This is a genomic window from Arenibacter troitsensis, from assembly GCF_900177645.1.
Taxonomy (GTDB): Bacteria; Bacteroidota; Bacteroidia; order Flavobacteriales; family Flavobacteriaceae; genus Arenibacter; species Arenibacter troitsensis.
Map to the genome: position 1 here is coordinate 116,109 of NZ_FXAO01000007.1, position 26,912 is coordinate 143,020.

Consider the following 26,912-nt stretch of genomic DNA (forward strand, 5'->3'; position numbering starts at 1 on the left):
ACTGTATAAAATAATAAGTACGAGTAAGAAAAATTCAAGGTCGTAATCAAGGAACCTTAAATTGAATCTTTGGTTTATTGACCAATTATTTAATTAACAAATTATTACATTATTACATTATTACATTATTACATTCGTAAATTATAACATCAACAATCATGTTGGATAAAAACGGAATAGCAAAGCGCATTGCAAAGGAAGTCAAGGATGGATATTATGTTAACCTGGGAATAGGGATACCTACCTTGGTGGCAAATTTTGTCAGGGATGATATTAGTGTGGAATTTCAAAGTGAAAACGGGGTGCTGGGAATGGGGCCTTTTCCTTTTGAAGGGGAAGAGGATGCCGATATCATCAATGCAGGTAAACAAACCATAACCACCTTGCCGGGAGCCTCGTTTTTCGACTCTGTAACAAGCTTTGGAATGATACGTGGGCAACATGTAGACCTGACCATTTTAGGGGCCATGGAAGTCGCGGAAAACGGAGATATTGCCAATTGGAAAATTCCAGGAAAAATGGTGAAGGGAATGGGTGGGGCCATGGATCTAGTGGCTTCGGCCGAGAACATCATTGTTGCTATGATGCATACCAATAGGGCAGGCGAATCCAAGTTGTTAAAGAAGTGCACTTTACCGTTGACGGGAGTTGGATGTGTGAAAAAAATTGTAACCAATTTGGCGGTACTGGATGTAACTCCAGAAGGATTTAAATTGTTGGAAAAAGCACCTGGCGTTAGCGTTGATGAGATAGTGAAGGCTACTGAAGGAAATTTAATAGTAGAAGGGGATATCCCAGAGATGGATATTTAGCTGGGATATTCAATAATTTGTGTCGGAATTTATTGATTTTTTAAATTATGATGCATTTGAATAAACAGTCACTATTTAACATTTTGCAAAGTACATATATCGATCGAAATAACTATTTTTATACGCATACAACAATTACTGTATGTTTCACAACAATTTTTTATTTAATACGTTAATCTGAGTTATATTGCCAATAATAACAGAAGTTAAACCCCAAATTTAACAACTACTAAACCTTAATTACTATGGAAGCCCAAATTAACCACAGTCGCACACAAAAAGAAATTCAGGTCTATCGCAATGACTTTTTCACAGGCATTGTAAGATTGACAAAAAAATTATTTATGCTGTAGCATAAATCAATAGTTTTTAAAGGGAGCAATATTTTAAAATATTGCTCCCTTTTTTTGTTTTCGATCTAATTGATAATTGTATTTTTAAGGAGGAAAGCAAAGCTATGAAACTACATTTGAGGCCGTGTAGCATTACCGATTTGGAGGTTTTGATTAATCTAGGCAGGCGGACTTTTATAGAGGCATTTGAAAAGGATAATAAGCCGGAGGATTTTAAGATATACCTGGATTCTGCTTTTAGGGAGGAAACACTATATAAGGAATTGCAGGATATTAATTCAGCTTATTATTTTATTTATATGGGATCCAGTTTGGTGGGATATATAAAATTGAACGAAAATGAAGCCCAATCAGATATTAATGACATTAATTCCATAGAGTTGGAACGGATCTACGTTCTGGCAGAATTTCAAGGCCATGGAATTGGGGAGTGGGTACTGCGACAAGTAATATCCATTGCAAAGGTAAAAAACAGGTCTTATGTGTGGCTTGGTGTTTGGGAACACAATCCCAAGGCTATAAAATTTTATCAAAGACTGGGGTTCTATAATTTTGGGACCCACCCTTATTTTATAGGAAATGATGAGCAGACCGATTGGTTAATGCGGCTCGACATTTAGAGGTATATTTCCTAATAATAATGTGGATTAGAGATTCCTCAGAATTTCCGTTGCCTTTTCCAAAGTTTCGTTGGTTTTGGCGAAACAGAATCTTATTAAGTGATTGTCGGCCCCTTTGGTGTTGAACCCCGTTATGGGAATGCTGGCTATACGGTGTTCTGTTACTAAACGTTCGGCAAAGACTTCGTCCGGTTCTTGGGCAATATCACTAAAATCTACTAATTGGAAATAGGTACCTTGGGAAGGTTTTATTTTAAATCTTGAGGTAGATAGTCCATCAAGGAATAAATCCCGCTTTTCTTGATAGAATTGATTTAAACCCAAATAGTGTTGAGGTTCTTTTAAATATGTAGCTAGGGCTTTTTGAACGGCATGGTCAGCACTAAATACATTAAACTGATGGGTTTTTCGGAATTCGTACATCAGTTCGGCCGGACCTGCACAATAGCCCATTTTCCAGCCGGTAATATGAAAGGTCTTTCCAAAGGATCCACACACAAAGGTACGGGAGGCAAGGCCGTCATATTTTGACGCACTTTCATGCTCTTGGCCGTCAAAAGTGATATGCTCGTAGACTTCATCGCTTATAACAATGATGTCGGTATTTTCGAGACTTCTTTGCAATTCAAGCATATCCTCTTTGGTGAAAATAGTACCGCTGGGATTGTGTGGAGTGTTTATAATGACCATTTTGGTCCTTGGCGTAATTTTGGATCGGAAAACTTCCCAATCTATCCGAAAATCGGTATTGTTTAATTGAACAAAAACTGGAATTCCCCCATTGACTTCAATAGCGGGCTCATAACAGTCGTATGCCGGTTTAATTACTATGACCTCATCACCACTGCCAATAAAGGCCGTAATGATGGTAAAAATGGCCTGTGTGGCTCCTATGGTGACGGTTATTTCACTTTCTGGATGATAGTGCCTGCCATATAGCTGTTCAATCTTTTCTGAGATTGTTTCGCGCAGTTCCATGACCCCTGCCATAGGCGCATATTGATTGTACCCTTGTTTCATAGCCTGTGTTACCAAATCGATCAAGGAAGGATCGGGCTCAAAATTGGGGAAGCCTTGGGAAAGATTTATGGCACTGTGTTTCTGTGCCAATTGGCCCATAGTGGTAAAAATCGTAGTTCTTACCCTGGGAAGCTTGGAGAATATATGGTGTTTATACCTGGGCATCGAAGCGTGTTTAAATTGGTTATAGGTAGGTTAGGATTGCTGTGATCTTAAATGGCGAATTACCTTGTGGATACATTGGTCCAATTCTTTCTTTATTTCCCGTTCCCAAAATCTAAAAACGGTGTAGCCCAATTGTTGTAGTTCTTGGTTTACTTCCTTGTCCCGTTGAATATTGCGTTCAATTTTTGGAATCCAGAACTCTTTGTTGGTTTTAATCTTTTGTTTCCTTTCCTCCCAGTTATAACCGTGCCAATATTCCCCATCTATAAAAATAACGGTTTTGTACTTGTTCAGTACTATATCTGGCTTTCCGATCAACTTTTTGTAGTCTATCCTATATCTATAACCCTCCGCCCATAGTGCCTTTCTAAATTTCAATTCGGGTATGGTGTTCTTTCCCCTGATTTTTCCCATTATCTTGGAGCGTTCCGGTGTAGTATAGAAACCAGACTCTTCGTTAAAACGTGGAACTATTATCCGTTCTTCATTATAATCTTTTGGCATACTTAAAGATACTGGTTTTCTGAGACCTGGGTAAAGAAAAACCCCATTCCTAAAAAGGGATGGGGTGTGCTTCAAAAGCTAATATATTATATTTTTATCCGTGTTATCCTTTTATACTTGCCGCAAAGAACTCCCTGTTCATACGGGCAATGTTTTCCAAAGAAATTCCCTTTGGACATTCTACCTCGCATGCACCGGTATTGGTACAGTTTCCAAAACCTTCCAAATCCATTTGGGCAACCATATTTTTCACTCTGTCCGTTGCTTCAACCCTTCCTTGTGGAAGTAAGGCGTACTGGGATACCTTGGCCCCAACGAACAACATGGCAGAAGAGTTTTTACAACTGGCTACACAGGCGCCACAACCAATACAGGTAGCGGCATCCATGGCCTCATCGGCGGCATGCTTAGGAATAGGGATGGCATTGGCATCTTGGGTATTTCCAGAGGTGTTTACCGAAATAAAACCACCGGCCTGCTGAATACGGTCAAAAGAACTTCGGTCTACGACCAAATCCTTTATAACAGGAAAGGCTTTTGCCCTAAACGGTTCAATGGTAATGGTGTCGCCATCCTTGAACATTCTCATATGCAACTGACAGGTAGTAACCCCCCTATCCGGGCCATGGGCTTCTCCGTTAATATACATAGAGCACATACCGCAAATTCCTTCACGACAGTCATGGTCAAAGGCAACAGGCTCTTCCCCCTTATTGGTTAGCTGTTCGTTTAAAACGTCCATCATTTCCAAGAAAGACATGTGTTCTGAAATATCAGTCACTTTATAATCGACCATTTTACCTTTGTCCTGTGGTCCTTTCTGTCTCCAAATTTTTAATGTAAGATTCATATTGTTCTTGTTAATAAAAAGCTCCTTTCGGAATCTTCATAATTAAGTTTTGTAATCAAAGTTCAGTTACGGAATACAGAAATAAGAGTTAAGAAAATAGACCTCTATATCACTGCAAACTATTTTGGAATCCCATTGTCATTTTTTGGAATTCCTCATTCTTTACTTCTAACTTTTCTAAAGTTTGTTCGTCTATATAATTTCTGTGGCGTGCAACTAATAATTGAGTGCCAAGTTCAAATGATGAACCTAAAGAAATATCGAGAAAATAAGAAAATGACTTGTCTGTTCTTGCTGATCCTTCCGCTATATTACTCGGCATCGAAATTGAACAACGGCTTAATTGATTACTCAAATCAAATTTTTCGTGCTTGGGAAATTCCTGCAAAATATCAGAAATATCATTTGCGATTTCTAACCCCAATTGCCAGATTTTCAAATTTTTATAATTATGTCGCTGACGAAAGGCCATTAAGTCTTTTTTCTCTTCTCTTTTTTCTTCACAATCACCTATTTATAACTTCTTTGTTTTAATTCTATATCCTTAAATTCCAGTTGCTCTTTGTGCAATACGGCATCTGCAGGTTCCCCTTTGTATTCCCAGGCTGCTACGAAGGCATAGTCCTTATCGTTACGCTTTGCCTCCCCTTTTTGTTCTCCGTCAATTTCTACCGACTCTTCACGGAAATGTCCACCGCAGGATTCTTCCCTCATAAGGGCATCTTTTGCAAATAGTTCTCCCAACTCCAGGAAATCTGCCACACGTCCTGCTTTTTCCAATTCCGGATTCATTTCATTGGCCGATCCGGGTACATTGACTTCTTTATAAAACTCTTCACGGATTTCCTTGATTTCCGCCATAGCTTCTTTTAATCCCGCTGCGTTACGAGACATGCCACATTTATCCCACATGACCTTACCAAGGCGTTTATGGAAGTAATCCACGGAATGGGTACCTTTATTATTGATAAAGAAATTGATTCTTTCTGTTACTTCTTTTTCGGCCTCGTCAAATTCTGGCGTATCAGTAGGAATTCTACCAGTCCTAATTTCATGGGATAGGTAATCCCCAATGGTGTAGGGCAATACAAAATATCCATCTGCCAAGCCTTGCATTAAAGCAGACGCGCCCAAACGGTTGGCACCGTGATCGGAGAAGTTGGCCTCGCCTATGCAATATAAGCCTTCTACGGTGGTCATTAGGTTATAATCTACCCAAACACCGCCCATGGTATAGTGGGTTGCAGGATAGATCATCATAGGGGTCTTGTATGGATTTTCATCTACGATCTTTTCGTACATCTGAAATAGGTTACCATATTTTGCCTCAACTACAGCTTCTCCCAATTCAGTTATTTTTTCTTTGGAAGCATCTTGGATACCGTGGATTTTTGCTTGTTCCAAACCGTATCTTTCAATGGCGGATTTAAAGTCAAGATATACCGCTTCCCCAGTAGCGTTTACCCCAAAACCGGCATCACATCTTTCTTTTGCTGCTCTGGAAGCCACATCACGTGGAACCAGGTTACCAAAGGCAGGATATCTTCTTTCCAAATAGTAATCCCTTTGATCTTCGCTCAATTGGGTAGGTTTTAATTTTCCTTCCCTAATGGCCAACACGTCCTCCATCTTTTTTGGAACCCAGATACGGCCATCGTTACGCAATGACTCGGACATTAAGGTCAGTTTGGACTGATAGTCTCCAGATCGTGGAATACAAGTAGGGTGAATTTGTGTGTAACATGGGTTGGCGAAAAAAGCACCTTTTTTGTGTATTTTCCATGCCGCTGTGGCATTGGAACCCATGGCATTGGTTGAAAGGAAATATACATTTCCATAACCTCCCGAGGCAATTACTACAGCATGTGCCGAATGGCGCTCTATTTCTCCGGTAACCAAGTTACGGGCTATAATACCACGTGCCTTGCCATTTACTTTAACCACATCGAGCATTTCGTGGCGGTTGAACATCTCTATCTTCCCACGGGCAATTTGTCTGTTCATTGCCGAATAGGCACCCAACAATAATTGCTGGCCTGTCTGTCCTTTGGCGTAAAAAGTACGCGACACTAGAACACCACCAAACGAGCGGTTGTCCAATAACCCACCGTAATCACGGGCAAAAGGCACGCCCTGTGCCACACATTGATCTATGATATTGGTGGACACCTCTGCCAAACGGTACACGTTGGCTTCACGGGAACGGTAATCCCCACCTTTTATGGTATCGTAGAAGAGGCGATAGGTAGAGTCCCCATCCCCCTGATAATTTTTAGCAGCATTAATACCTCCTTGGGCCGCAATGGAATGCGCCCTTCGGGGGGAATCCTGATAGCAGAATGCTTTCACCCTATAACCTAGCTCTGCCAAGGTTGCAGCAGCAGAACCTCCTGCAAGACCGGTACCTACAACAATAACGTCGATGTTTCGCTTATTGGCAGGATTAACTAAGTTTATTTTATCCTTATAGGTAGTCCATTTATCCTTTAATGGGCCTTTTGGTACTTTAGAATCCAATACAGACATAGAATTGTATTATTAATGGTTAAAATGGTGAAAAAGTGCAATGAAAATAAATCCTAACGGAATTAAAATAGCGTAAGTCTTTCCAAATCCTTTTAACCCTTTTACATATTTATTGTTGGCACCCACAGACTGAAAGGCTGAACTAAAGCCGTGAAGTAGGTGCAATGAAAGAAAAACAAAACCTATACAATATAGGGCAACCCTCCAAATAGGTTCAAATTTATGGACCAGTTCTTCGTAATAACGGTAACCTTCCCCATCGGCTAACAAGCCGGACATGTCTCCCTGAATATACTTTGTGTTTATTTCGGGAAACCAGAAGTCCAAGAAATGAATGACAAGGAAAACAAGGATAAATCCACCGCTCCAGATCATGTTTCTGCTCATCCAGGTGGAATTGGCAGCACCGTTGTTTTTGGCATACTTGATAGCACGGGCATTTCTATTCTTTATTTCCAACACAAACCCCATAACAAAATGATAAACAACCCCAAAAAGAAGTACCGGTTGCAACAAGTATTGTACAAGGGGGTTGGTCCCCATAAAATGAGAGGTTTCATTAAAATTATCCGGGCTTAGAACAGATAGGATATTAATGGCAAAATGTTGAAGGATAAAGATCATTAAGAAAAAAGCGGAAAGGGCCATGGTGTACTTTCTGCCTATTGAAGAGTTTAAAAATCCACTCATTAGTTATTTGTTTTGGTTGCAAATTTACTCCACAAACGAGTTACCAACAAATTTTGTTGAATTTATGTACAGTATTTAGAACCAATTTAAAGAATTCCTCAATTCTGGAATGGAAATAATAGTAAATCTTTTATTGCTCCAATTCTGAAATAGTTGGATAGAGGAAATGTTTTTCGTGAGTGGTTATTTTTTAATGCTTTGAATTACAGTAAATAAAGGAAACTAAAATGTTGGTTTTAAGTAGTGTTTGCGTTCAAAATATAGACGCTGGCGACATTTATTTTGAAGGATTTTTCGTGTTAAATTGTTTAGATCTATGGGGAATGTCTATACTTTTATTGGTTTCTGTGCGTTAGAACCTAACCTATATTTAAATTGTAAAAACCGGATGGTGTACTGGAAAAGCTGGTCCTTTAACGTTAAATTCTCTTTAATTGCCTTTTTTACAACGGCAGTATTGAGCCTTATCAGTATGGGGGCTCTTGGAGCTTTATTATATTACCCGGTATCTTTCCTGTTCGGGTCCAATCCCAACCTAATGGATTGGGGAGGCGATTGGGTGTGGCCCAGTGTTATAATGGTGGGAATGTTATGGTCCTTTGGTTTTGTATTTGGCGCGGTGGCCTGGTACTACATCCAAAAAATTACCCAATCCAAAGCATTGCTAATTGCCGCTTATCTGTTAATACTCTGGTTGTGGGCGGCATTACTATGGTGTTGGATGATTAAGGTAAATTTGGATCAAATGTCCCAGGTGCATTAAGTGATAGTGGTAATACGAATATTAAAGTCTTTTTCTAATTTTTAGGATTATGGTATTAGGCTTATTTTTCCAATTCTGCTGCAAACATTTTTGCCTGGGATTCGATGATGGCCTGGGCCTCTAAAATTGCTTTATCCAAAATTACCGTATTGTCTGGAGAAGCTAAATCCGTTGTTGATGCAATGGCCTTTAAATACCAATCTTCCCATGCTTTTAATATGGCTATCTCAATTTCCGCTGGGTTTCCGGATTTAATGGATTTTTCACTGAGCAGAAATTCCTCTGAAAGTCGATTTGTTGCCGCATCCCGGACTATTTTAACGATATCCATCGCCGTATAGGAATCACCATTTATTAAGGTCAAGGCACTTGCCAAGGATGCAATGCCCACATTTTTAAGTGTTTCCTGTGAGACCTTATCCAATCTATCGCCATCGGTATGGTAAAACTGATCTGTAAAATGCCAAAATAATAATCCGGGGATATTGTTGTCCAAAAATGGGGTATGGTCACTGCCACCTTCATAGGGATTGGTATTTACCTCCCAATGGGCCACCTTTCCCTGCTTCAAAAAATTATGGATCATATAGTCATTTAGGTAATGGGGCTTCATATCTTTTAAGGTAAGCGGATTACCGCCCCAGTCCGTATGTTTATCTTTCCCCCTGGTCCAGATGGCACTTGGATCTGGCATTTTTTCTATTAAAAACGTCCCCCCGGTAATAGCCGTGTTTTCTCCGACCATATCCAAACTTAGTCCCCATTTTATACCTTTGGTCCTTTTTTCATTTTCTTGAAGGTATCTTTTTGTGGATATAATTTCATCACCCCAAATAAATGTCATGGTACGTTGAACATCAATACTTCCATTACTGATTAATTTTGCGGCCACTGTGGCCATTTCCAATTGGACACCCACTCCACTGGCATTATCGTTGGCGCCCGGTTCCTGTACATGGGCGCTAAACACCAAGCGTTCCACGGGTATTTCGGAGCCCTTTATATTGGCAACCAGCGTTAGTTCTTCAGAAGGGTAAACTTTGCTGGAAATATTTACTTTGGCATATACAGGTCCTTTTGCCAATGCCGCCTTTAGCCTTTCTTTGGCATTATAGGAAAGGGCAATGCCCCAAGTGTTTTTGGGATCGAATGTCAAGCTTCGGAATTGGATGGAATTTACATTTACATCAGGCTTTAAATAGTCGGGGTTATCATAAGTGATTATACCCAAGGCACCTTTTTTTAATACACCTTCCTTATAAATGTCGGTGGCGTTTGTTTCCGTAAAAATAATTTTTCCCTTTACAGAAATCCTTTGAAGCTCATCAATATCCTCAACATAAATTACCTCTGCGGTTGTTCCATTTTTTGGAGTCGAAATGGAATTGATATAAACCATGTTCCTATTGGAGGAGAAGGACACCAAAGGGGTATTTTCCCCAACCAGGCTAATGCTTGCATCAACAATTTCCCAAGTAGGATGAAGCAAGGGCCTTTTTTCCAACCTATAAGTGAAACGATCAGCATTGGATGCATTTTCTTCCAAAACATAGCCTGCGGCTTTTAAGGATTCTGCCACTTTATGGATGCTCTTATTAAAACCTTCATTGCCTACCACTCGCCAAAATTGTTCTATGAATGCGGTGGTTTCATAGGCCTGTTCCCCGCTGAGGTTGTCCTTTAGGATATCCAAATAATCGTCTGTGGTAACTGCAGAATTTTTTGTTTGTGCCCAGCTTAGGGTAATCAGGCTTATAAATAAAAAGAGTGGAATTTTAGTCATAACAATAGACAAATTTAAAGACCATATGCATAAAGGTACATGTCTCTTCTTCTCTAGAAAATTGAAGGGCGAAGATATAATAATTTGGAGTTTCCCTGCTTGATAAGGGCGGTTTTTAAAATTCATTTAACGGTTTGTGGGTAAAGCATTTCCTAATTCTTAAATTTGACAATAAAAGTAGAAAAATGAAATATCAGCAAATAGATCATAACTTGTTTGTAAAGAACCGCAAGAAATTTATGGACAGAATGAAGCCAAAAAGTATTGCCGTTTTTAATTCCAATGACATTTATCCTATAGGTGCCGATAGCACCATGCCTTTTGAACAGAATAGGGACCTGTTTTATTTAAGTGGTGCCGACCAGGAGGAAACCATTTTGTTGTTGTTCCCTGACGCTCATGAGAAAAAGCATAAGGAGGTCTTGTTCGTAAGGGAGACCAATGCACATATTGCAGTATGGGAAGGGGAAAAATTGACCAAGGAAAAAGCCACTGAGGTATCTGGTATCGAAACCATTTATTGGTTGACCGATTTTGATAAGATCTTTTATGACCTAATGACCGAAGTGGAAACGGTATATTTTAATACCAACGAGCATTACCGTCAGGCAGTGGAGACCCAAACTAGGGAAGATCGGTTTATAATAAAATGTAAACAGGATTATCCTGCGCATCTATGGGCCAAAAGCAATCCGATTTTGCAGGAGATTAGGGGGGTGAAGGAGCCAGAGGAAATCGCTATCATGCAGACGGCCTGTAATATTACCGAAAAGGGATTTAGGCGCCTATTGCAGTTTGTAAAGCCAGGCGTAATGGAATATGAAATTGAAGCCGAATTGCTGCACGAATTTATCCGCAATAGGTCCAAAGGCTTTGCCTATACCCCTATTATTGCTTCGGGCAATAATGCCAATGTGCTACATTATATAGAAAACAATAGGGAATGCAAGGATGGGGATATGTTATTGATGGATGTGGCAGCGGAATACGCCAATTACTCCAGCGATCTTACCCGCACCATTCCCGTTAACGGTAGGTTTACCCCAAGGCAGAAAGCGGTCTATGAAGCAGTGCTGCGAGTAAAGAATGATGCTACGGCCATGTTGGTGCCAGGAACCATGTGGGGGGAATACCATAAGGAGGTAGGTAAGTTAATGACTTCGGAGTTGTTGGGACTGGGCTTGTTGGATAAGGCCGATGTGCAAAATGAGGATAAGGACTGGCCCGCCTATAAAAAGTACTTTATGCATGGCACCAGTCATCATATAGGGTTGAATACGCATGATTATGGAGCCTTAAAAACACCTATGGTGGCCAACATGGTCTATACGGTAGAACCTGGGATATATATCCCCGATGAAAAAATGGGCATACGGTTGGAAGATGATGTGGTAATACAAGAAAATGGTGCTCCCTTTAATCTAATGGCAAATATTCCTATTGAGGTTGAAGAGATTGAAGAATTGATGAATTCCGGGAAGTAGATTTTTAGGTTCCAGAGCTGGGATAAGTTAAGCGAATATTGTTTTTTGGGTTTCGATGACCTCTCCTGGGGAGAGTTCGAAACTGCCATTTAAGGCAGATTCGGGTGAGGTAGAATACAGGGTTAAATTCTTGGTTCCAAAGGTCATGTAATTGGTAAAAGAGAAATTGTATTGTCTATTTCTATAAGTTCAAATACAAGAATTGGAATGAAACTTTATTTAGTCATATGAAGCGAATATTTAAAAATTGAAATGACTTTGAAATCGAACGGAAAGTGGTTAAATGTAAGTGGAATTAGATTTTTTCGAGGTTTAGATATTATAAAATTTCATGACGATATTATCGCATACTCCCTTTTGGAAAGGACAAATGATGGATTGATTTTGATGGAAAATAATGCACAAGATCACTATGAGAAAATATTCCATTGTACCTACGAATCTGTAAATCCTAATAGAATAAGATTTTTTAGAAAAGCCAATGGGCATAAGATCATTATGGAAACAAAGGAGTCAACATCCTATGAAACAATACTTGAACAAGATTATGTAAAATTACTTCCGACAATCTCAAAAATCTCTGAAAGTAGAATACAACTAATGAAATACAATTTTGTCTGGAACAACGAAAAGCAGGTTATTGAGTTCAACAGGATTTTGAACCCGCCAGCAAATGTAGGAGCACAGGAATCATATAAAGAGGAAGCTCAGAACTTTCTACAGGAGGATATAAAGAACCAAAAGGATGAGTTTAGGTTCGAGGGCATGAAAATTTTGTTGGAGAAGTTAGATCAAACTTTATTAGTATCCATTTTCAATAATAACCAAAGAGGATTGGTTATGCCAATTAAGGAGATTGACGAAGATAAGATAGTGTTGTACGGGCTTCCAAAAGAACCTTTTGAAATTATTGCCGAAAGAATATGGTAATTGTATTTCCTAATACTGGGATTATGTAAAGTAGAATACCTAATTGCAACAATCACCCTATTTGGGTAAAAAGGTTAATATTATTTAGATCTGAAGGTTGTTTTTAGGCCAATTTAAGTATCAAAAATCTCTTCCTTTTTTTACCATATTTGATATTACAAATACTGCCACAGCAGGCAATACCCACCCCAAACGGTATTCACTTAGGGGTATCCATTCAAAATATTCTTTTCTGGGTGCCCAATTTCCCAAACTGCCCATAAAATCCGGGATACTAAAAATGATGGTAGTGATTACCACACTTTTAAACACCTTTGGTGAAGCCCATTTTTCTGGCAATACATTCATGAGGATCAATATTATGGTGATGGGGTATATAAACATAAGTGCCGGAAAAGCTACGGTAATAATATAGGCCACATTAAATTGCCCCATTACAATCCCAAGAAGGCAGCCCAATACAGCCGTTAGCAGATAGGCATGTTTGTATTTCGGGAGTCGGTCCTTGATAAAATCAGCGGTACCGGTAACAATGCCCACGGCAGTGGTAAAACAGGCAAGACTCACTAATATGCTAAGGAAAATATTGGCGTTATTGCCCAAGCTTTGTTTACTTAATCCGGTAAGCAATTCTATTCTGTTGATATTCAATTCAAAATTGTTGTGGTTCATGGCTCCCGTAAGGATAAGGCCCGTGTAAATTATAAAAAGGCTTAACCCTGCCAACCAACCTGCATTGCGCACCAATGTTTTTTTGTCCTTAAAGGATGCGTCCGACTTTAAATTAATGGAGACAATGATTACACCCCCGACCACAACGGCACCAATGGCATCAAAGGTTTGATATCCTTCCAAAATGCCACCGCTAAAGGGATTGGTAATTTCAGTGGCCCCAAAGTTGAAGTCGAGCGTAAAAAAGCTTGTAACAATTATCAGAAGCAAAATAAATATGATGGCAGGGGTGAGAAATTTGCCGAGTATGTCCAATAGTTTGGAACGATTTATCACAAAAATAAAAACTAAGGAAAAGTAGATGATACTACTTAGAAGGGCGGGAGTATTGAAAAAGGGCTGCACCGCCATTTCGTGGGTTACGGCAGCAGTGCGGGGGGAAGGCAGGCTTACGGAAATGACATAGATCAATAAAGAATAAACAAGACTAAACTTGGGGGAAACCTTTTTTCCAAAGTCATATATGGTCCCCTGTAATTTGGCATGGGCCAAAATTCCCATTATAGGTACTAAGACCGCAGACATTGCAAACCCCAAGGCCACTAGCCACCACCAATTTCCAGACTGAAACCCTAGTAGGGGTGGGAGAATTAAATTTCCTGCCCCAAAAAATAAGGAGAATAATGCAAAGGTGGTGACAAGGGTATCCTTAGTATTTGGCATTTAAGGTAATTTAAGATGAAAGATAGTTTAAAAACCGTTTAGTTTAAAAGGGTATATAAACGCCCAATAAGTGCCGTTGGTCGAAAAAATCAAATTTTGCTAAAAAAAAACGAAAAAAAAACAGGTGGCACCCAATAAATGGAAGGGTGTTGGCGTTAATTACCTGAAAGTCATTTAATAAGTGCTTTCACCTATTAATCTAAAGTTTAATTTTTGCATTTTACGGTCCCCTAAACCTTACCAATGCCACCTAAAAAACCTGCATTATGAAGAAAGTTATAACAGACTATGGAACAAAACTCAGCGCCCTTTGCTGCAGTATTTTTGGACACCACTACATAGTATCCAAAAAGGTTACCTTACATATCAAGGAATATAAATGTGTTCATTGCAATAAGGAGGTGACTACGGATGTAAGTGGAAATCTATCTAACTTGACCCCGGAATTGCAGGACATCAACAATACCTTACAAGATATTTATCAAAAAAGACATAGGGCCACCCAACAGGTAGCCTAAACCATGCTTGGCAACTTAATTCCGACCTTAAGCGGTATCGGAGTTTTTGAAGTTATTCCCGTAAATTAGAAGAACGCCCATATTCTTGGCTGTCTTGCGCCCCACGACAGTTAAGTAAGGAACGTCCTTGGTTTTCGGGAATTCTTTTTTTTAAACTATACTAACAAGATTTCTTTACTTTATGAAAATGAATTCCAACCCTGCGCGGTAATAGGAATTTTAGTATTGCTCCTACTAATTAGATGAACGCCTTCACCCTTATCCGTCATATGGCCTACCACCGTAAAATGTGGATTGCCCTTTATTTTTGGAAAGTCCTTTTGGTCTATGGTAAACAATAGTTCGTAATCTTCACCGCCACTTAAAGCTACCAATGTGCTGTCCATTTTAAATTCTTCACATGCCGAAATTACCGTTGGATCCAGCGGAATTTTATCCTCGAATAAATTACAGCCCACCTCACTTTTATCACATAAATGCAAAATTTCGGAGGAAAGTCCATCACTGATATCGATCATGGAGGTGGGGAGAATCTCCAACTTTTCCAGCAAGCCTTTTATATCCCTTCTGGCTTCTGGCTTCAATTGACGTTCTACGATATAGGTGTAGGGAGATAGGTCTGGTTGATTGTTTGGATTTACCTTGAAAACTTCCTTTTCCCTTTCCAAAACCTGTAAACCACAGTAGGCACCGCCCAAGTCTCCGGAAACAACTAATAGATCGTTGGGTTTGGCCCCATTTCTATATGCTATATTCCCCTCTTCGGCTTCCCCTATGGCAGTTATGCTGATCAACATTCCTTTGGTAGAGGAAGTAGTATCTCCGCCTACTAGGTCTACTTTGTAGATTTCACAGGCTAAAGCAACCCCGCTGTAAAATTCTTCCAAGGCTTCCAATGGAAACCTGTTGGATACGGCTATTGAAACAGTTATTTGGGTGGCCGTGGCGTTCATGGCGTAGATATCGGATAAATTTACCATGACGCTCTTATAGCCCAAGTGTTTTAAGGGCATATAGCTTAGGTCAAAATGTACTCCTTCTATCAAAAGATCCGTAGATATAACGGCTTTTTTATCCTTAAAATCCAATACGGCTGCATCATCACCTATACCTTTTATGGTTGATTTATGTTGTAAAGTGATATTTTTGGTAAGATGTTTTATCAATCCAAACTCTCCCAATTGATCCAGTCCCGTCTTTTCTTGATTCTTGTCTTCTATCATGCTGCAAAAATAAGGAGTAAATCCATTATATCCTTAAGAAAGAATTTTTAAGTAAACAATCTTTGGGTTCTCTTAACTATATGGTTGGGCCAGTGAGTAGGATGGCAGGATGGGATGTGCCATTTTAGGCAATTCGGTAAAAGGTAAAACAAGTATTCAGATAAATGGGAGTTCCAGAGGCAAGTTATAGAGTTAGTTTTATCCTGTGTTAAGCCATTTCAATTAAAAAGCCGGACCCAATTAAGCATGCAAATGTATACTTAAATAGTCCGGCGTTTTAAATTAATAGCTAATAATTTATCTATCCCAAAGAATATCCTGCCCTGTAATTACGTTTTACGTATTTGTTTGCAGCTTCAAAATTGGTAACCCTCATATTTTCGGCATCCCATAACAAACGTTTTCTTCCGTTGTATTTTGAGCCTCCCCAGAAGCTGGTTTGATCGGCATTGGGGTCTACTTCAAAATAAGCCTTTAAGGCCAAGTTGCCTATAAGGATACTTTCGGTAAACGGACCGGCATAATCAAATGAAGAACTGGTTTCGGCATTGCCATAACCGGCAATACAGGCATTTACCCATTGTAGGTAGTGGCCTTCCGGTACTCTGGCAATGGTTTCTTCAACTTCGAATTGCTCGTTTAAAGACAATGGTAGCAACCTTGGGTTTGCACCATAACAGTCTGCCAATAATTTACCCTTGGTACCAATAAACAGTACGCCACCATCCCAGTTGCCCAAAGCCTCGTCATCGCCCATTTCCTCTGGTCTTTCCGGTAGAAGTCCGCCGTCCATCCAAGTAACTTTTACAGTGCCTTTGCCATCGGTTCTTGGATAGCTCAGATGTATTTTACTGGAATTGGGGAAACTCTTAGGATAATCAGCTGTTTCAAATTTTCCTTTAAAGGAATCGGAAACACTACATTCCACTTGGTTAGGATATAATATAGGAAGAATTCTGTAAACCGGATCCATAATATGGCAGGCCATATCACCTAATGCCCCTGTTCCAAAATCGGACCAGCCCCTCCAATCAAAAGGAAGATAGGCATCGTTATAATCGCGCATTTCAGCAGTTCCCAACCAAAGGTCCCAGTTTAAGCCTTTTGGAATTTTGTCTTTTTTAGTTGGTGTTTGCAAGGCTTGTGGCCATATGGCCCTGTTGGTCCAACATTTCACCGTGTGGACATCGCCTATAATACCTGTATCATAGAGTTCTTTCATTTTACGGACTCCATCACCAGATCCACCTTGATTGCCCATTTGGGTAACCACTTTGAATTTTTTTGCTGCTTCGGTAAGCATTCTAGCTTCCCAAATATCGTGTGTCAAAGGTTTTTGAACGTAGACATGCTTGCCCATGGACATGGCCATATAAGCGGCAACGGCATGGTTGTGATCTGGAGTAGATACCGATACGGCATCAATATTATCCTTTTCATTTTCCAACATTTTCCTAAAATCGGCATAGTATTTTGCCTTTGGGAACGATTTTCTGGACTCAACAGACTGTCTGTCATCCACATCGCAAAGTCCAACAATATTAACATTGGGACTTTCTGCAAAAGATGCAATGTCACTTCTACCTTTACCACCAGCACCAATGCCAGCAATATTTAGTTTGTCACTTGGGGCAACATAACCCGGACCACCCAAAACGTGTCTTGGGACGATCATAAATCCGGCAGTTGCCAAGCCGGTACCTTTAATAAAATCTCTTCTCGAATTGTTACTAAATGCGGTCTTTTTTTTGGACATAATTTTTGAAAGTTTTCTATTTTTTTAAAATGGATTTGAATTTAAATTAATTTTCTGTAATCTACATAAAGATGTTTTAATAAAATTCTATATATTTTGTTAATTTATCAATTATTGCCTTGTAGCAGTTTCTCCGAGTAGGATTCCAAATAGGTTTAAATAGTAGTTTAACCGTAAAAATATGGATTGGAAATGTATTTTATAGCATAAATTTACTTCAAATTTTAATCGTTTAAGCAAATACCTTCTATTTGGCAAACTTATTATATCTTGTATTTTTATTATACTTAAAGTATTTATAGAATAGAAATGAAAAACACTATTTTCCCCCGCCTGCCTATTATCTTATTTCTGACAGTTCTTAATTTTTCATGTGAGCATAAGGTGGACTATGATCGACCCGTTGACACGTGGGTGTTTAGATCGGTCATGGATAAACAGCCACGAATGTTGACAGTGGCCTTGAACAAGGATTTGTATACCTGTTACAACCTGCAGTCCGGGAATTTATACAAAGTTTGGAAAGGAGGGGTTAATTATGAGGGCGCCGTTTACACCACCGCACACGGTATTCAACCCACAAGTTTTGGTTTTCCCTATGTGCAGGATGATTCCCAACAAACACAATGGCGGATAAAAGGCCCTGATGGGGTGGAAATTCCAGAAATCAATTATTTGGGTTATTCCCTTATTAATGGTCAAGTTGGAATAAACATTGAATTGATATCTAAAGCGGGGAAGTCGGTAAAGATTCGTGAAATTCCGGAGTACGACTTAGAAGAAGGTCGTTCGGGATTGGTAAGGAGCTTTACGGTATTTGAAGGTACTTCCAATGATCTGGTACCGCTTTTGCTTTATAACACAGACAATGAATTGGTGTATAAAGAGGTCCTGAAAGGGGGAGAAAGGGAGGAAGATTACAATGGATTGCTACTTTCCAAAAATACCGTGGTAAAGACGTATTTTAATCCTGTACCTGAAGATTGGACACCAGCAGCAGTAGATGACCTGGGAATGATCTCGGTTGGCAGAAAAATAGTGGAGGGTAGCGATTGTAGTGCCTGTCATCTCCAAAAAGAAAACTTGGTAGGACCTGCATATGATTCCATTGCCAAGAGATATCCTTTTAATTGGGCATCTGTTGATGCCCTGGCGGATAAAGTTAGACTTGGCGGAACTGGTAATTGGGGCACAACGGCCATGTCTGCCCATCCTGATATATCTAGGTCCGAAGCACAGAATATGGCCTATTATATTTTATCATTGGATGGTGAGCCCGAACCTGAAGAAAGGGTGGTGGATATTGCCTTGAACACGCCCGATATCATTTTTGACTTGGATAACGAAGATAGAAGGGGTGCCAATAAAAATGTAAAACAGGCCGGGGCGGCAGTAAGTTTATACTTGGTAAATGACAGTGGGGATCTGTATGAAGACCTTACCAAGAGTACCATGCCCATTTTAAATGGGGTAGCACCAGCGATTCATTTACCAACTTCAGGGGTGCTGGGAGAAATTAATGAACATTTCTATATGGAGTTTAAAGGGTTTATAAAATCTGATGAAAGGATTCATAAAACCTTTAGGCTTATAAGTGATGATGGTTCGGTATTAAAGCTTAATGGTTCAGAAATAATTGATAACAGAGGTGATCATGGTGCTGAGGCCGTAAACGCTAAGGCAATTTTGGAAAAGGGATGGAACGAATTCTTGCTACAATTTCAGCAAGGTGGCGGAGGTTATGGACTTTCGCTGCAATGGTCAGATGATGGGGAGCAGTTTACGGTGGTCCCGGATTCCGTATTTTATCACGAAGCCAGTGCTTTTCGGAAATTATTGCCCTATGTTTCAAAAAGAGCCAGTACTGTTCCCGGAGACCAAATGCCTTTGAATGCAGTGCACCCCTCATTCGACATGTTTCAGGCCAAACCCTCGGAATTTCATCCACGGATAGGAGGTATAGATTTTATCGATAAGGAGAAAATGGTCATCTGTACCTGGGATGCCTCCGGCTCCGTGTATATTTTGAAAAATTACAATACGGAAGACCCTGAATCTATTGAAGTTAAGCAAATAGCCAAAGGTTTGGCCGAGCCTTTGGGCATTAAAATGGTAGATGGGGAACTATATGTTCTGCAAAAACAGGAACTTACCAAGTTGATAGATACCGATGGTGATGAGATAATAGACGAATACCAAAAAGTATGTGATTCCTGGAACGTTACCTCTCATTATCATGAATTTGCCTTTGGATTGGTCTATAAAGAGGGTAGTTTTTATGCTACATTGGCAACGGACCTAGGTTCGGAATTTAAAGAAGTAAAGGATAGGGGAAAGGTAGTAAGAATAAGTAAGGACGGAAGTGAAGTGGAAGTGATAGCCGAAGGGTTTAGAACCCCCAATGGTATTGCAGAAGGACCCGATAGTGCCCTTTATGTGGCGGACAACCAGGGTAATTGGATACCCACAAGTAAGATTGTACGGGTGGAAAAGGGTAAATTTTATGGTTTTAAACATGCAGATTGGGAGCGGGTAAAGGATTATAAGGAAGATCCTCCACTGGTTTGGCTTCCACATGGCGAAATTAGCAATTCCCCTAGTCAACCTGCCATTTTGAATATCGGACCGTATAAGGATCAAATGATCCACGGGGATGTTACCCACGGAGGCATTAAAAGGGTATTTATTGATGAGGTTGACGGTGTAAAACAGGGTGCTGTTTTTCGTTTTATTCAGGGATTGGACGCCGGGATCAACAGGACGGTCTGGGGACCCGATGGCAATCTGTATGCCGGCGGAGTGGGCTCTGGTGGAAATTGGAGGCATGAGGGGCGACTTTGGTATGCCCTACATCGTTTTAAGTACAATGAAAAATCCACTTTTGAAATGTTGGCGGTCAGGGCCAAAGGCAATGGTATGGAAATTGAGTTTACGGAACCCATAGCCAATGATGCATTGGTGGATATTGATGCTTTTGAGGTGGATCAATTTTATTATGAAGCAACGGAGGACTACGGTGGACCAAAATTGGGATTGGAAAGGCTCAAAATCAAATCCATTCAGCTTGCCGGGGATAGGAAAAAGATATTTTTGGAGATTGATGGCATAGAAGAAAACAGGGTGGTTTATATACATATTACAAAGCCCCTTAAAGACGAAAAGAACCGGTCGCTGTGGTCAACGGAAGCTTGGTACACCATGACCAAAAAGCCTTTGGATAGCCCTGGAAATATAAACCCATAAAATTTAGGGGCTAAGGAGCCTAGGGATTTGGTGCCTATAGAAGGAGCAATCTGGGTTAGTCTTTACAGAATGGGGTCTATGGGTCTTTAACGGAGGTCAAAAAATAATCTTCAATAGATAATAAATAGTTTCCATAAGGGTTAAAATTGCACATTTTTTTTATGGGGAATCACGCAACTTGGGCCGTGATAATGGGTTAAGGACCATAGTTTCCAATAAAAATTCCCGACATGTTACCCGGAACGTTTTACCTGAAATAAAAAGTCTCCTGTAATTATTCTATCGGCCATAAGAAATTTTGATTTGGCTATTCGTTATATTAATGTTAGGAAATATGGTAAAACCCTACTTATGTACTATATTTGTAAACTATTTAGATTAAATCCAATTAAGAATGATTAAAGTATCTGAAACAGCTAAGCAGAGGGTTATGGCCCTAATGGCCGAAGGAGGCTTTGATGCCAGCAAGGATTACGTGCGGGTAGGTGTTAAAAGCGGAGGTTGCAGTGGATTGTCCTATGAGCTTAATTTTGATAATAAGACCACGGAAACCGATAAAATTTTTGAGGATAACGCAGTGCGTATTGTAGTGGATAAAAAAAGTTTTCTTTATCTGGTTGGTACGGTGCTGGAATATTCCGGGGGACTCAATGGCAAAGGATTTGTTTTTAATAATCCCAATGCCCAAAGGACCTGCGGATGTGGAGAGAGCTTCTCTCTTTAATGTAACAATGATGTAAAATTTTATATGTACCCATGTGTACATAAGGGATGTAAGTAATTAACCAATTGTTACATTGAACAATTGTTAAATTAGGAAGAATGGCATATACAGAGGAAGAATTAAAGAAAGAACTGGAGACCAAAGAGTATGAATATGGTTTCTACACGGATATAGAATCGGATACCTTTCCCAATGGTCTAAACGAGGAAATAGTAATCGCTATTTCCAAAAAGAAGGAAGAACCCGAATGGATGACCTTATGGCGATTGGAATCCTTTAAGATTTGGAAGGAAATGGTAGAGCCCGAATGGGCAAATGTTAAATATAAGAAACCTGATTTTCAGGCCATTTCCTATTATTCCGCACCAAATAAGAAACCGAAGTACGATAGTTTGGACGAGGTAGATCCGGAATTACTGGACACCTTCAAAAAATTGGGTATTTCTTTGGACGAACAAAAGAAGTTGGCCGGGGTGGCCGTAGATATCGTAATGGATTCTGTATCGGTTGCCACCACATTTAAAAAGACGCTTGCCGAAAAGGGAATTATATTTTGCTCCATTTCAGAGGCCATTAAGGAGCACCCTGAACTGGTCAAAAAATATATAGGTTCTGTAGTTCCGCAAAAGGACAATTTTTATGCAGCTTTGAACTCTGCGGTTTTTTCCGATGGGTCTTTCTGTTATATCCCAAAAGGCGTTCGGTGCCCTATGGAACTTTCCACTTATTTTAGAATCAATCAGGCTGGAACAGGACAATTCGAAAGAACTCTTGTAATTGCCGATCAAGGCAGTTATGTAAGTTATTTGGAAGGCTGTACCGCCCCTTCTCGAGATGAAAATCAATTGCATGCCGCAGTGGTAGAATTGATCGCATTGGACGATGCCGAAATAAAGTATTCCACAGTGCAAAACTGGTTCCCGGGAAATAAGGAAGGTCAAGGTGGTGTTTACAATTTTGTAACCAAAAGGGGATTGTGCGAAAAGAATGCAAAAATATCATGGACACAGGTAGAAACCGGTTCTGCAGTTACTTGGAAATATCCATCATGTATACTTAAAGGGGACAATTCCATTGGGGAATTCTATTCCATAGCCGTAACCAATAATTATCAACAGGCGGATACCGGTACCAAAATGATCCACCTAGGAAAAAATACCAAGAGTACTATTATTTCCAAGGGTATCTCGGCCGGGAAGTCCCAAAACAGTTACCGAGGTTTGGTACAGGTGAACAGTAGGGCGGATAATGCCCGGAACTTTTCCCAATGTGATTCCTTGCTTATGGGTAACGAATGTGGGGCACATACATTCCCATATATAGAAGTAAAGAACAAGTCCGCACAAATAGAACATGAGGCCACAACCAGTAAGATAGGGGAGGACCAGATATTCTATTGCAATCAACGGGGAATAGATACGGAAAAGGCAATTGCCTTGATCGTAAATGGTTTTAGTAAGGAAGTACTCAATAAATTACCAATGGAATTTGCGGTGGAAGCCCAGAAACTATTGGAAATAAGTTTGGAAGGTTCTGTAGGATAACAGAAATCCCGTAATAGATAAGTGGGATCTTTAGACATAGGGAGAACACTACTATTTCTTTACACATAAAAAGAAGATTATAATAAAATGCCGAAGGCGCCCAATTATTTTAAATAATTAGAATTAAGAACAATGCTGAAAATTAACAACTTACACGCTAGAGTAGAGGATAAGGAGATATTAAAGGGAATAAACCTAACGGTAAATGCAGGGGAAGTACATGCCATTATGGGACCGAACGGTTCAGGGAAAAGCACCTTGGCGGCCGTAATTGCCGGGAAGGAAGAATTTGAGGTTACCGAAGGAGAGGTGTTTTTGGAGGGAGAAAATCTGGAAGACACATCACCAGAGGACAGGGCACATAAGGGAGTATTTCTATCTTTTCAGTATCCTGTTGAAATACCAGGTGTTTCGGTCACCAATTTCATGAAAACAGCTATCAATGAATCCAGAAAGGCCAAGGGATTGGAAGATATGCCAGCCAAGGATATGTTGAAATTGATTCGTGAGAAATCGGAATTGTTGGAAATTGACAGAAAATTTTTGTCGCGCTCTTTAAATGAAGGCTTTTCAGGAGGAGAGAAAAAGCGTAACGAGATTTTTCAAATGGCCATGTTGGAACCCAAATTAGCTATTTTGGATGAAACGGATTCCGGTTTGGATATTGATGCCTTGCGTATCGTGGCCAATGGGGTAAATAAATTAAAGAGTAAGGATAACGCGGTTATAGTTATTACCCACTACCAGCGTTTATTGGAATACATTGTACCTGATTTTGTGCATGTATTGCACAACGGAAAAATCGTAAAATCGGGGAACAAGGACCTTGCTTTGGAATTGGAAGAAAAAGGGTACGATTGGTTGAAACAGGAAACTGTGATATAGTTATAAGGTTCAATGTTGAAAGTTTGAAAGTCAAAATTGCGTTCTACTTATAGAATTGAAATGGCCAAGATAAATTCGTTTGAGGAAATAAATGCTTGGAAAGAGAGTAGAGATTTCAACAAGGTAATTTATGGCTTGACGAATAAGGGTGAATTTGAAAAGGATTTTGATTTAAAGAGACAGATTAGGAGAGCTTCAGTATCAATAAGTTCCAATATTGCGGAAGGGTTTGAAAGAAATACAAATAAGGAATTTATTCACTTCCTGTACATTTCAAAGGCCTCTGCGGGAGAGGTGAGATCACAATTGTATTTAGCAATGGATTTGGGGTATTTGGAGGAGAAGGAGTTTATTTTATTAAAGGAAAAAATTGAAAACATATCTAAAATGTTAAGTGGGTTTATAAAGTATCTGGATAAGTAAACAAGGCACTTTATAACGTTTAACATTTAGACATTACAACTTGTGAAAATGGATTTAAAAGAAAAATTAGTTTCCTCATTCTTGGCTTTTGAAAATAGTGTGGATGTAGATCATCCGGTACACGATATACGATCGGAGGCCATAAAGAATTTTGAGACAAAGGGGTTTCCTTCCAAAAAGGAGGAGGCTTGGAAATATACTTCCTTAAATACACTACAGAAAATAGATTTCAGCATCTTTCCGAAAAAGGAGAGCATGTTGGAATATAGGGATGTAAAAAAATATTTTCTTCATGAAATAGACACCTTCAAGATTGTTTTTGTGGACGGGGTGTATAGTTCCTTTCTGTCCGAGACTACCCATGATGGTGTAGATGTGTGTTTAATGAGCTCTGCCTTGAACAAACCTATGTACAAGCAGATAATAGATGTCTATTTCAATAAAATTGCATCGAAGGTTGATTCTATGACCTCATTAAATACTGCTTTTAGCAGGGAAGGGGCTTATATTTATATTCCCAAAAATAAGATTCCGAAAAAGCCTATAGAGATTGTTCATTTTTCCACTGGTAATGAAGCAGCGCTATTATTGCAGCCCAGAAATTTGATCATCGCAGAGGAAAATGCCGAGATGCAGATTATAGAGCGCCATCAGAGCCTTACGGCTAATGAGGTGTTTACCAACTCGGTAACCGAGATTTTTGCGGCCAAGAATGCCAATGTGGATTATTATAAGGTGCAGAACGATTTAACAACTGCCTCTCTAATAGATAATACTTATATAGATCAGAAGGACGGAAGTGTTGTAAAGGTTCATACCTTTTCTTTTGGGGGTAAATTAACCCGTAACAATCTCAATTTCTACCAAAATGGGGAACGTATAGATTCTACCATGAAGGGGGTTACCATTATAGAGGAAAAGCAGCATGTGGATCACCATACTTTGGTGCACCATATACAACCCAACTGTGAAAGCCACCAAGATTATAAGGGCATTTATGGAGAAAATGCCACCGGTGTTTTCAACGGGAAGATTATTGTGGACAAAATTGCCCAAAAGACCAATGCATTTCAGCAGAACAATAATATTTTGGTTAGTGATAAGGCTACGATTAACACAAAACCACAGTTGGAGATTTTTGCAGATGATGTAAAATGTTCCCATGGTTGTACCATTGGACAATTGGATGAGGAGGCCTTATTTTACCTTCAATCGCGAGGGATTCCAAAAAAGGAAGCGAGGGCATTGTTGATGTACGCTTTTGCTAACAACGTTTTGGAAAGTGTACGGATTCCGGAACTAAAAGTGAGGATCAATAAGCTTATTGCCAATAAATTGGGGGTTCGTTTAGGATTCGACCTATAAAGTCCGTGTTCAATTCTATTCCCATCATTGAATTTTTATCATGATACAAACTGTTCTAGATATATTAAGTATACGAAAAGACTTTCCAATACTAAATAGAAAAGTCAATGGGTATCCCTTGGTGTATTTGGATAATGCCGCAACCTCCCAGACACCGCAAAAGGTAATAGATACTATTGTGGATTATTACAGCAGGTACAATGCCAATATCCACAGAGGGGTACATACCCTTTCACAAGAGGCAACGGACATTTACGAACAGGCTAGGCAGAAAATACAGAAGCATTTTAATGCTGCCAAGCCCCAAGAAATTATTTTTACTTCAGGAACGACCCATGGTATAAATTTGGTGGCCAATGGTTTTGCCTCTTTTTTAAAAAATGGGGATGAGATTATTGTTTCCGCCTTGGAACACCATTCCAATATTGTGCCTTGGCAAATGCTCTGTGAACGTACCGGGGCTGTTTTAAAAGTGATTCCAATGGGTTTGGATGGTAAATTGATTATGGAGGAATACCATAAATTACTATCCCAGCGTACAAAATTGGTTTTTTGTAATCATGTTTCCAACGCTTTGGGAACCATTAATCCCATAGAGGAAATTATAGAGGCTGCCCATAAATTGGGCGCTGCGGTCTTGGTAGATGGTGCGCAGGCAGCTCCTCACCTCAAGGCCGATGTACAAAAATTGGATGTGGATTTTTACGTGGTTTCCGCCCATAAAATGTGTGGTCCCACTGGAGTGGGCATGCTTTATGGAAAGGAGGAATGGTTAAACAAATTACCACCTTACCAAGGCGGGGGCGAAATGATTGCGGAAGTAACTTTTGAAAAAACTACCTATGCTGATCTTCCACATAAGTTTGAAGCAGGAACTCCCAATATTTGTGGTGGTATTGCCTTTGGAGCGGCTTTGGATTATATGAATGCCATCGGATTTGATGCCATTGCCCAATATGAGCACGAACTATTGGAATATGCAACCAAAGAACTTTTGGCAATAGACGGATTAAAAATTTACGGGGAATTAAAGGAAAAGACCGCCGTTATATCGTTTAATATAGAAGGGCTGCACCCTTATGATATTGGAAGTATATTGGATAAGTTGGGGGTAGCCGTAAGGACTGGGCATCACTGTGCACAGCCTATCATGGATTTTTACAAAATACCTGGTACGGTAAGGGCGAGTTTTAGTTTTTATAATACTAAGGAAGAAGTGGATATATTGGTGGCCAGCGTAAAGAGGGCAAAATCAATGCTTTCTTAACTTCATAAGGTTCGTTTTCAATCTTTTAAATTGTTGATAAGCACAATTACTTGTTGTATTTTTGTTGTG

The 26,912-nt window shown here is 39.7% G+C and carries 23 protein-coding genes; 13 read left to right on the forward strand and 10 right to left on the reverse strand.

Annotated features, from left to right (window positions below; all coding sequences use genetic code 11):
* Window positions 1-158 precede the first annotated feature (158 nt).
* Both B9Y87_RS15965 and B9Y87_RS15970 read left to right on the forward strand, forming a co-directional pair.
* Window positions 159-812: a 3-oxoacid CoA-transferase subunit B gene (locus B9Y87_RS15965; RefSeq protein ID WP_085499978.1), complete on the forward strand. Its 654-nt coding sequence runs from the start codon at window positions 159-161 to the stop codon at window positions 810-812.
* 457 nt (window positions 813-1,269) lie between these two features.
* Window positions 1,270-1,785, forward strand: coding sequence for a GNAT family N-acetyltransferase (locus B9Y87_RS15970; RefSeq protein ID WP_085500166.1), 516 nt, complete (start codon window positions 1,270-1,272; stop codon window positions 1,783-1,785).
* 27 nt (window positions 1,786-1,812) lie between these two features.
* Here the strand turns inward: B9Y87_RS15970 and B9Y87_RS15975 are convergent, their stop codons facing one another.
* The 6 genes from B9Y87_RS15975 to B9Y87_RS16000 form a co-directional block, all read right to left on the reverse strand.
* Window positions 1,813-2,970 carry a methionine aminotransferase gene (locus tag B9Y87_RS15975; protein ID WP_085499979.1) on the reverse strand — a complete coding sequence of 386 codons (1,158 nt, stop codon included), beginning with the start codon at window positions 2,968-2,970 and terminating at the stop codon, window positions 1,813-1,815.
* 30 nt (window positions 2,971-3,000) lie between these two features.
* Window positions 3,001-3,474, reverse strand: a complete 474-nt coding sequence (locus B9Y87_RS15980) for a very short patch repair endonuclease (RefSeq protein WP_085499980.1) — start codon at window positions 3,472-3,474, stop codon at window positions 3,001-3,003.
* Window positions 3,475-3,577: 103 nt separating this feature from the next.
* Window positions 3,578-4,324, reverse strand: a complete 747-nt coding sequence (locus B9Y87_RS15985) for a succinate dehydrogenase/fumarate reductase iron-sulfur subunit (protein WP_085499981.1) — start codon at window positions 4,322-4,324, stop codon at window positions 3,578-3,580.
* A 109-nt stretch (window positions 4,325-4,433) separates the two neighbouring features.
* Window positions 4,434-4,796: a four helix bundle protein gene (locus B9Y87_RS15990; protein WP_085499982.1), complete on the reverse strand. Its 363-nt coding sequence runs from the start codon at window positions 4,794-4,796 to the stop codon at window positions 4,434-4,436.
* Window positions 4,797-4,834: 38 nt separating this feature from the next.
* A complete protein-coding gene (locus B9Y87_RS15995) occupies window positions 4,835-6,850 on the reverse strand; it encodes a fumarate reductase/succinate dehydrogenase flavoprotein subunit (RefSeq protein WP_085499983.1) in 2,016 nt (671 codons plus the stop codon).
* Between the two features lie 12 nt (window positions 6,851-6,862).
* The gene (locus B9Y87_RS16000; protein WP_085499984.1) at window positions 6,863-7,540 is read right to left on the reverse strand and encodes a succinate dehydrogenase cytochrome b subunit; all 678 of its coding nucleotides are present in this window, start codon (window positions 7,538-7,540) and stop codon (window positions 6,863-6,865) included.
* A gap of 388 nt (window positions 7,541-7,928) precedes the next feature.
* On the opposite strand from B9Y87_RS16000, the gene B9Y87_RS16005 reads away from it, so the two are divergent.
* Window positions 7,929-8,303, forward strand: coding sequence for a hypothetical protein (locus tag B9Y87_RS16005; RefSeq protein ID WP_085500167.1), 375 nt, complete (start codon window positions 7,929-7,931; stop codon window positions 8,301-8,303).
* Window positions 8,304-8,364: 61 nt separating this feature from the next.
* Here the strand turns inward: B9Y87_RS16005 and B9Y87_RS16010 are convergent, their stop codons facing one another.
* Window positions 8,365-10,086: a M28 family peptidase gene (locus B9Y87_RS16010; protein ID WP_139827260.1), complete on the reverse strand. Its 1,722-nt coding sequence runs from the start codon at window positions 10,084-10,086 to the stop codon at window positions 8,365-8,367.
* A 185-nt stretch (window positions 10,087-10,271) separates the two neighbouring features.
* Here B9Y87_RS16010 and B9Y87_RS16015 point away from each other — a divergent pair, with 185 nt between their 5' ends.
* Window positions 10,272-11,570 (forward strand): aminopeptidase P family protein, encoded by a 1,299-nt coding sequence (locus tag B9Y87_RS16015; RefSeq protein WP_085499985.1) that lies wholly within the window; start codon window positions 10,272-10,274, stop codon window positions 11,568-11,570.
* 252 nt (window positions 11,571-11,822) lie between these two features.
* On the forward strand, window positions 11,823-12,500 hold the full coding sequence (locus tag B9Y87_RS16020; RefSeq protein WP_085499986.1) for a hypothetical protein: 678 nt from the start codon (window positions 11,823-11,825) through the stop codon (window positions 12,498-12,500).
* Window positions 12,501-12,620: 120 nt separating this feature from the next.
* Here the strand turns inward: B9Y87_RS16020 and brnQ are convergent, their stop codons facing one another.
* Window positions 12,621-13,895 carry a branched-chain amino acid transport system II carrier protein gene (gene brnQ, locus B9Y87_RS16025; protein WP_085499987.1) on the reverse strand — a complete coding sequence of 425 codons (1,275 nt, stop codon included), beginning with the start codon at window positions 13,893-13,895 and terminating at the stop codon, window positions 12,621-12,623.
* A 266-nt stretch (window positions 13,896-14,161) separates the two neighbouring features.
* On the opposite strand from brnQ, the gene B9Y87_RS16030 reads away from it, so the two are divergent.
* Window positions 14,162-14,413 carry a hypothetical protein gene (locus B9Y87_RS16030; RefSeq protein ID WP_072860043.1) on the forward strand — a complete coding sequence of 84 codons (252 nt, stop codon included), beginning with the start codon at window positions 14,162-14,164 and terminating at the stop codon, window positions 14,411-14,413.
* Between the two features lie 179 nt (window positions 14,414-14,592).
* Here B9Y87_RS16030 and thiL read toward each other — a convergent pair whose 3' ends face one another.
* A complete protein-coding gene (thiL, locus tag B9Y87_RS16035; RefSeq protein ID WP_085499988.1) occupies window positions 14,593-15,636 on the reverse strand; it encodes a thiamine-phosphate kinase in 1,044 nt (347 codons plus the stop codon).
* Window positions 15,637-15,937: 301 nt separating this feature from the next.
* Complete coding sequence (locus B9Y87_RS16040; protein ID WP_085499989.1) at window positions 15,938-17,392, reverse strand: Gfo/Idh/MocA family protein; 1,455 nt, start codon at window positions 17,390-17,392, stop codon at window positions 15,938-15,940.
* A gap of 309 nt (window positions 17,393-17,701) precedes the next feature.
* On the opposite strand from B9Y87_RS16040, the gene B9Y87_RS16045 reads away from it, so the two are divergent.
* The 7 genes from B9Y87_RS16045 (at window position 17,702) to B9Y87_RS16075 (ending at window position 26,843) form a co-directional block, all read left to right on the forward strand.
* Window positions 17,702-20,635 carry a PA14 domain-containing protein gene (locus tag B9Y87_RS16045; protein ID WP_139827261.1) on the forward strand — a complete coding sequence of 978 codons (2,934 nt, stop codon included), beginning with the start codon at window positions 17,702-17,704 and terminating at the stop codon, window positions 20,633-20,635.
* A gap of 394 nt (window positions 20,636-21,029) precedes the next feature.
* On the forward strand, window positions 21,030-21,359 hold the full coding sequence (locus B9Y87_RS16050; RefSeq protein WP_072860040.1) for a HesB/IscA family protein: 330 nt from the start codon (window positions 21,030-21,032) through the stop codon (window positions 21,357-21,359).
* Between the two features lie 98 nt (window positions 21,360-21,457).
* A complete protein-coding gene (gene sufB / locus B9Y87_RS16055; RefSeq protein WP_085499991.1) occupies window positions 21,458-22,903 on the forward strand; it encodes a Fe-S cluster assembly protein SufB in 1,446 nt (481 codons plus the stop codon).
* 132 nt (window positions 22,904-23,035) lie between these two features.
* Window positions 23,036-23,788, forward strand: a complete 753-nt coding sequence (sufC, locus tag B9Y87_RS16060; RefSeq protein ID WP_031446219.1) for a Fe-S cluster assembly ATPase SufC — start codon at window positions 23,036-23,038, stop codon at window positions 23,786-23,788.
* A 60-nt stretch (window positions 23,789-23,848) separates the two neighbouring features.
* Window positions 23,849-24,211, forward strand: a complete 363-nt coding sequence (locus B9Y87_RS16065) for a four helix bundle protein (protein ID WP_085499992.1) — start codon at window positions 23,849-23,851, stop codon at window positions 24,209-24,211.
* 48 nt (window positions 24,212-24,259) lie between these two features.
* Window positions 24,260-25,576: a Fe-S cluster assembly protein SufD gene (sufD, locus tag B9Y87_RS16070; protein ID WP_085499993.1), complete on the forward strand. Its 1,317-nt coding sequence runs from the start codon at window positions 24,260-24,262 to the stop codon at window positions 25,574-25,576.
* Between the two features lie 40 nt (window positions 25,577-25,616).
* Window positions 25,617-26,843: an aminotransferase class V-fold PLP-dependent enzyme gene (locus tag B9Y87_RS16075; protein WP_085499994.1), complete on the forward strand. Its 1,227-nt coding sequence runs from the start codon at window positions 25,617-25,619 to the stop codon at window positions 26,841-26,843.
* Window positions 26,844-26,912 lie beyond the last annotated feature (69 nt).

Excerpts from the sequence above, each read along its gene's own strand:
- B9Y87_RS15965 (WP_085499978.1), top strand. The coding sequence starts at position 159 with ATGTTGGATAAAAACGGAATAGCAAAGCGCATTGCAAAGGAAGTCAAG.
- B9Y87_RS15970 (WP_085500166.1), top strand. The coding sequence starts at position 1,270 with ATGAAACTACATTTGAGGCCGTGTAGCATTACCGATTTGGAGGTTTTG.
- B9Y87_RS15975 (WP_085499979.1), bottom strand. The coding sequence starts at position 2,970 with ATGCCCAGGTATAAACACCATATATTCTCCAAGCTTCCCAGGGTAAGA.
- B9Y87_RS15980 (WP_085499980.1), bottom strand. The coding sequence starts at position 3,474 with ATGCCAAAAGATTATAATGAAGAACGGATAATAGTTCCACGTTTTAAC.
- B9Y87_RS15985 (WP_085499981.1), bottom strand. The coding sequence starts at position 4,324 with ATGAATCTTACATTAAAAATTTGGAGACAGAAAGGACCACAGGACAAA.
- B9Y87_RS15990 (WP_085499982.1), bottom strand. The coding sequence starts at position 4,796 with ATGGCCTTTCGTCAGCGACATAATTATAAAAATTTGAAAATCTGGCAA.
- B9Y87_RS15995 (WP_085499983.1), bottom strand. The coding sequence starts at position 6,850 with ATGTCTGTATTGGATTCTAAAGTACCAAAAGGCCCATTAAAGGATAAA.
- B9Y87_RS16000 (WP_085499984.1), bottom strand. The coding sequence starts at position 7,540 with ATGAGTGGATTTTTAAACTCTTCAATAGGCAGAAAGTACACCATGGCC.
- B9Y87_RS16005 (WP_085500167.1), top strand. The coding sequence starts at position 7,929 with ATGGTGTACTGGAAAAGCTGGTCCTTTAACGTTAAATTCTCTTTAATT.
- B9Y87_RS16010 (WP_139827260.1), bottom strand. The coding sequence starts at position 10,086 with ATGACTAAAATTCCACTCTTTTTATTTATAAGCCTGATTACCCTAAGC.
- B9Y87_RS16015 (WP_085499985.1), top strand. The coding sequence starts at position 10,272 with ATGAAATATCAGCAAATAGATCATAACTTGTTTGTAAAGAACCGCAAG.
- B9Y87_RS16020 (WP_085499986.1), top strand. The coding sequence starts at position 11,823 with ATGACTTTGAAATCGAACGGAAAGTGGTTAAATGTAAGTGGAATTAGA.
- brnQ (WP_085499987.1), bottom strand. The coding sequence starts at position 13,895 with ATGCCAAATACTAAGGATACCCTTGTCACCACCTTTGCATTATTCTCC.
- B9Y87_RS16030 (WP_072860043.1), top strand. The coding sequence starts at position 14,162 with ATGAAGAAAGTTATAACAGACTATGGAACAAAACTCAGCGCCCTTTGC.
- thiL (WP_085499988.1), bottom strand. The coding sequence starts at position 15,636 with ATGATAGAAGACAAGAATCAAGAAAAGACGGGACTGGATCAATTGGGA.
- B9Y87_RS16040 (WP_085499989.1), bottom strand. The coding sequence starts at position 17,392 with ATGTCCAAAAAAAAGACCGCATTTAGTAACAATTCGAGAAGAGATTTT.
- B9Y87_RS16045 (WP_139827261.1), top strand. The coding sequence starts at position 17,702 with ATGAAAAACACTATTTTCCCCCGCCTGCCTATTATCTTATTTCTGACA.
- B9Y87_RS16050 (WP_072860040.1), top strand. The coding sequence starts at position 21,030 with ATGATTAAAGTATCTGAAACAGCTAAGCAGAGGGTTATGGCCCTAATG.
- sufB (WP_085499991.1), top strand. The coding sequence starts at position 21,458 with ATGGCATATACAGAGGAAGAATTAAAGAAAGAACTGGAGACCAAAGAG.
- sufC (WP_031446219.1), top strand. The coding sequence starts at position 23,036 with ATGCTGAAAATTAACAACTTACACGCTAGAGTAGAGGATAAGGAGATA.
- B9Y87_RS16065 (WP_085499992.1), top strand. The coding sequence starts at position 23,849 with ATGGCCAAGATAAATTCGTTTGAGGAAATAAATGCTTGGAAAGAGAGT.
- sufD (WP_085499993.1), top strand. The coding sequence starts at position 24,260 with ATGGATTTAAAAGAAAAATTAGTTTCCTCATTCTTGGCTTTTGAAAAT.
- B9Y87_RS16075 (WP_085499994.1), top strand. The coding sequence starts at position 25,617 with ATGATACAAACTGTTCTAGATATATTAAGTATACGAAAAGACTTTCCA.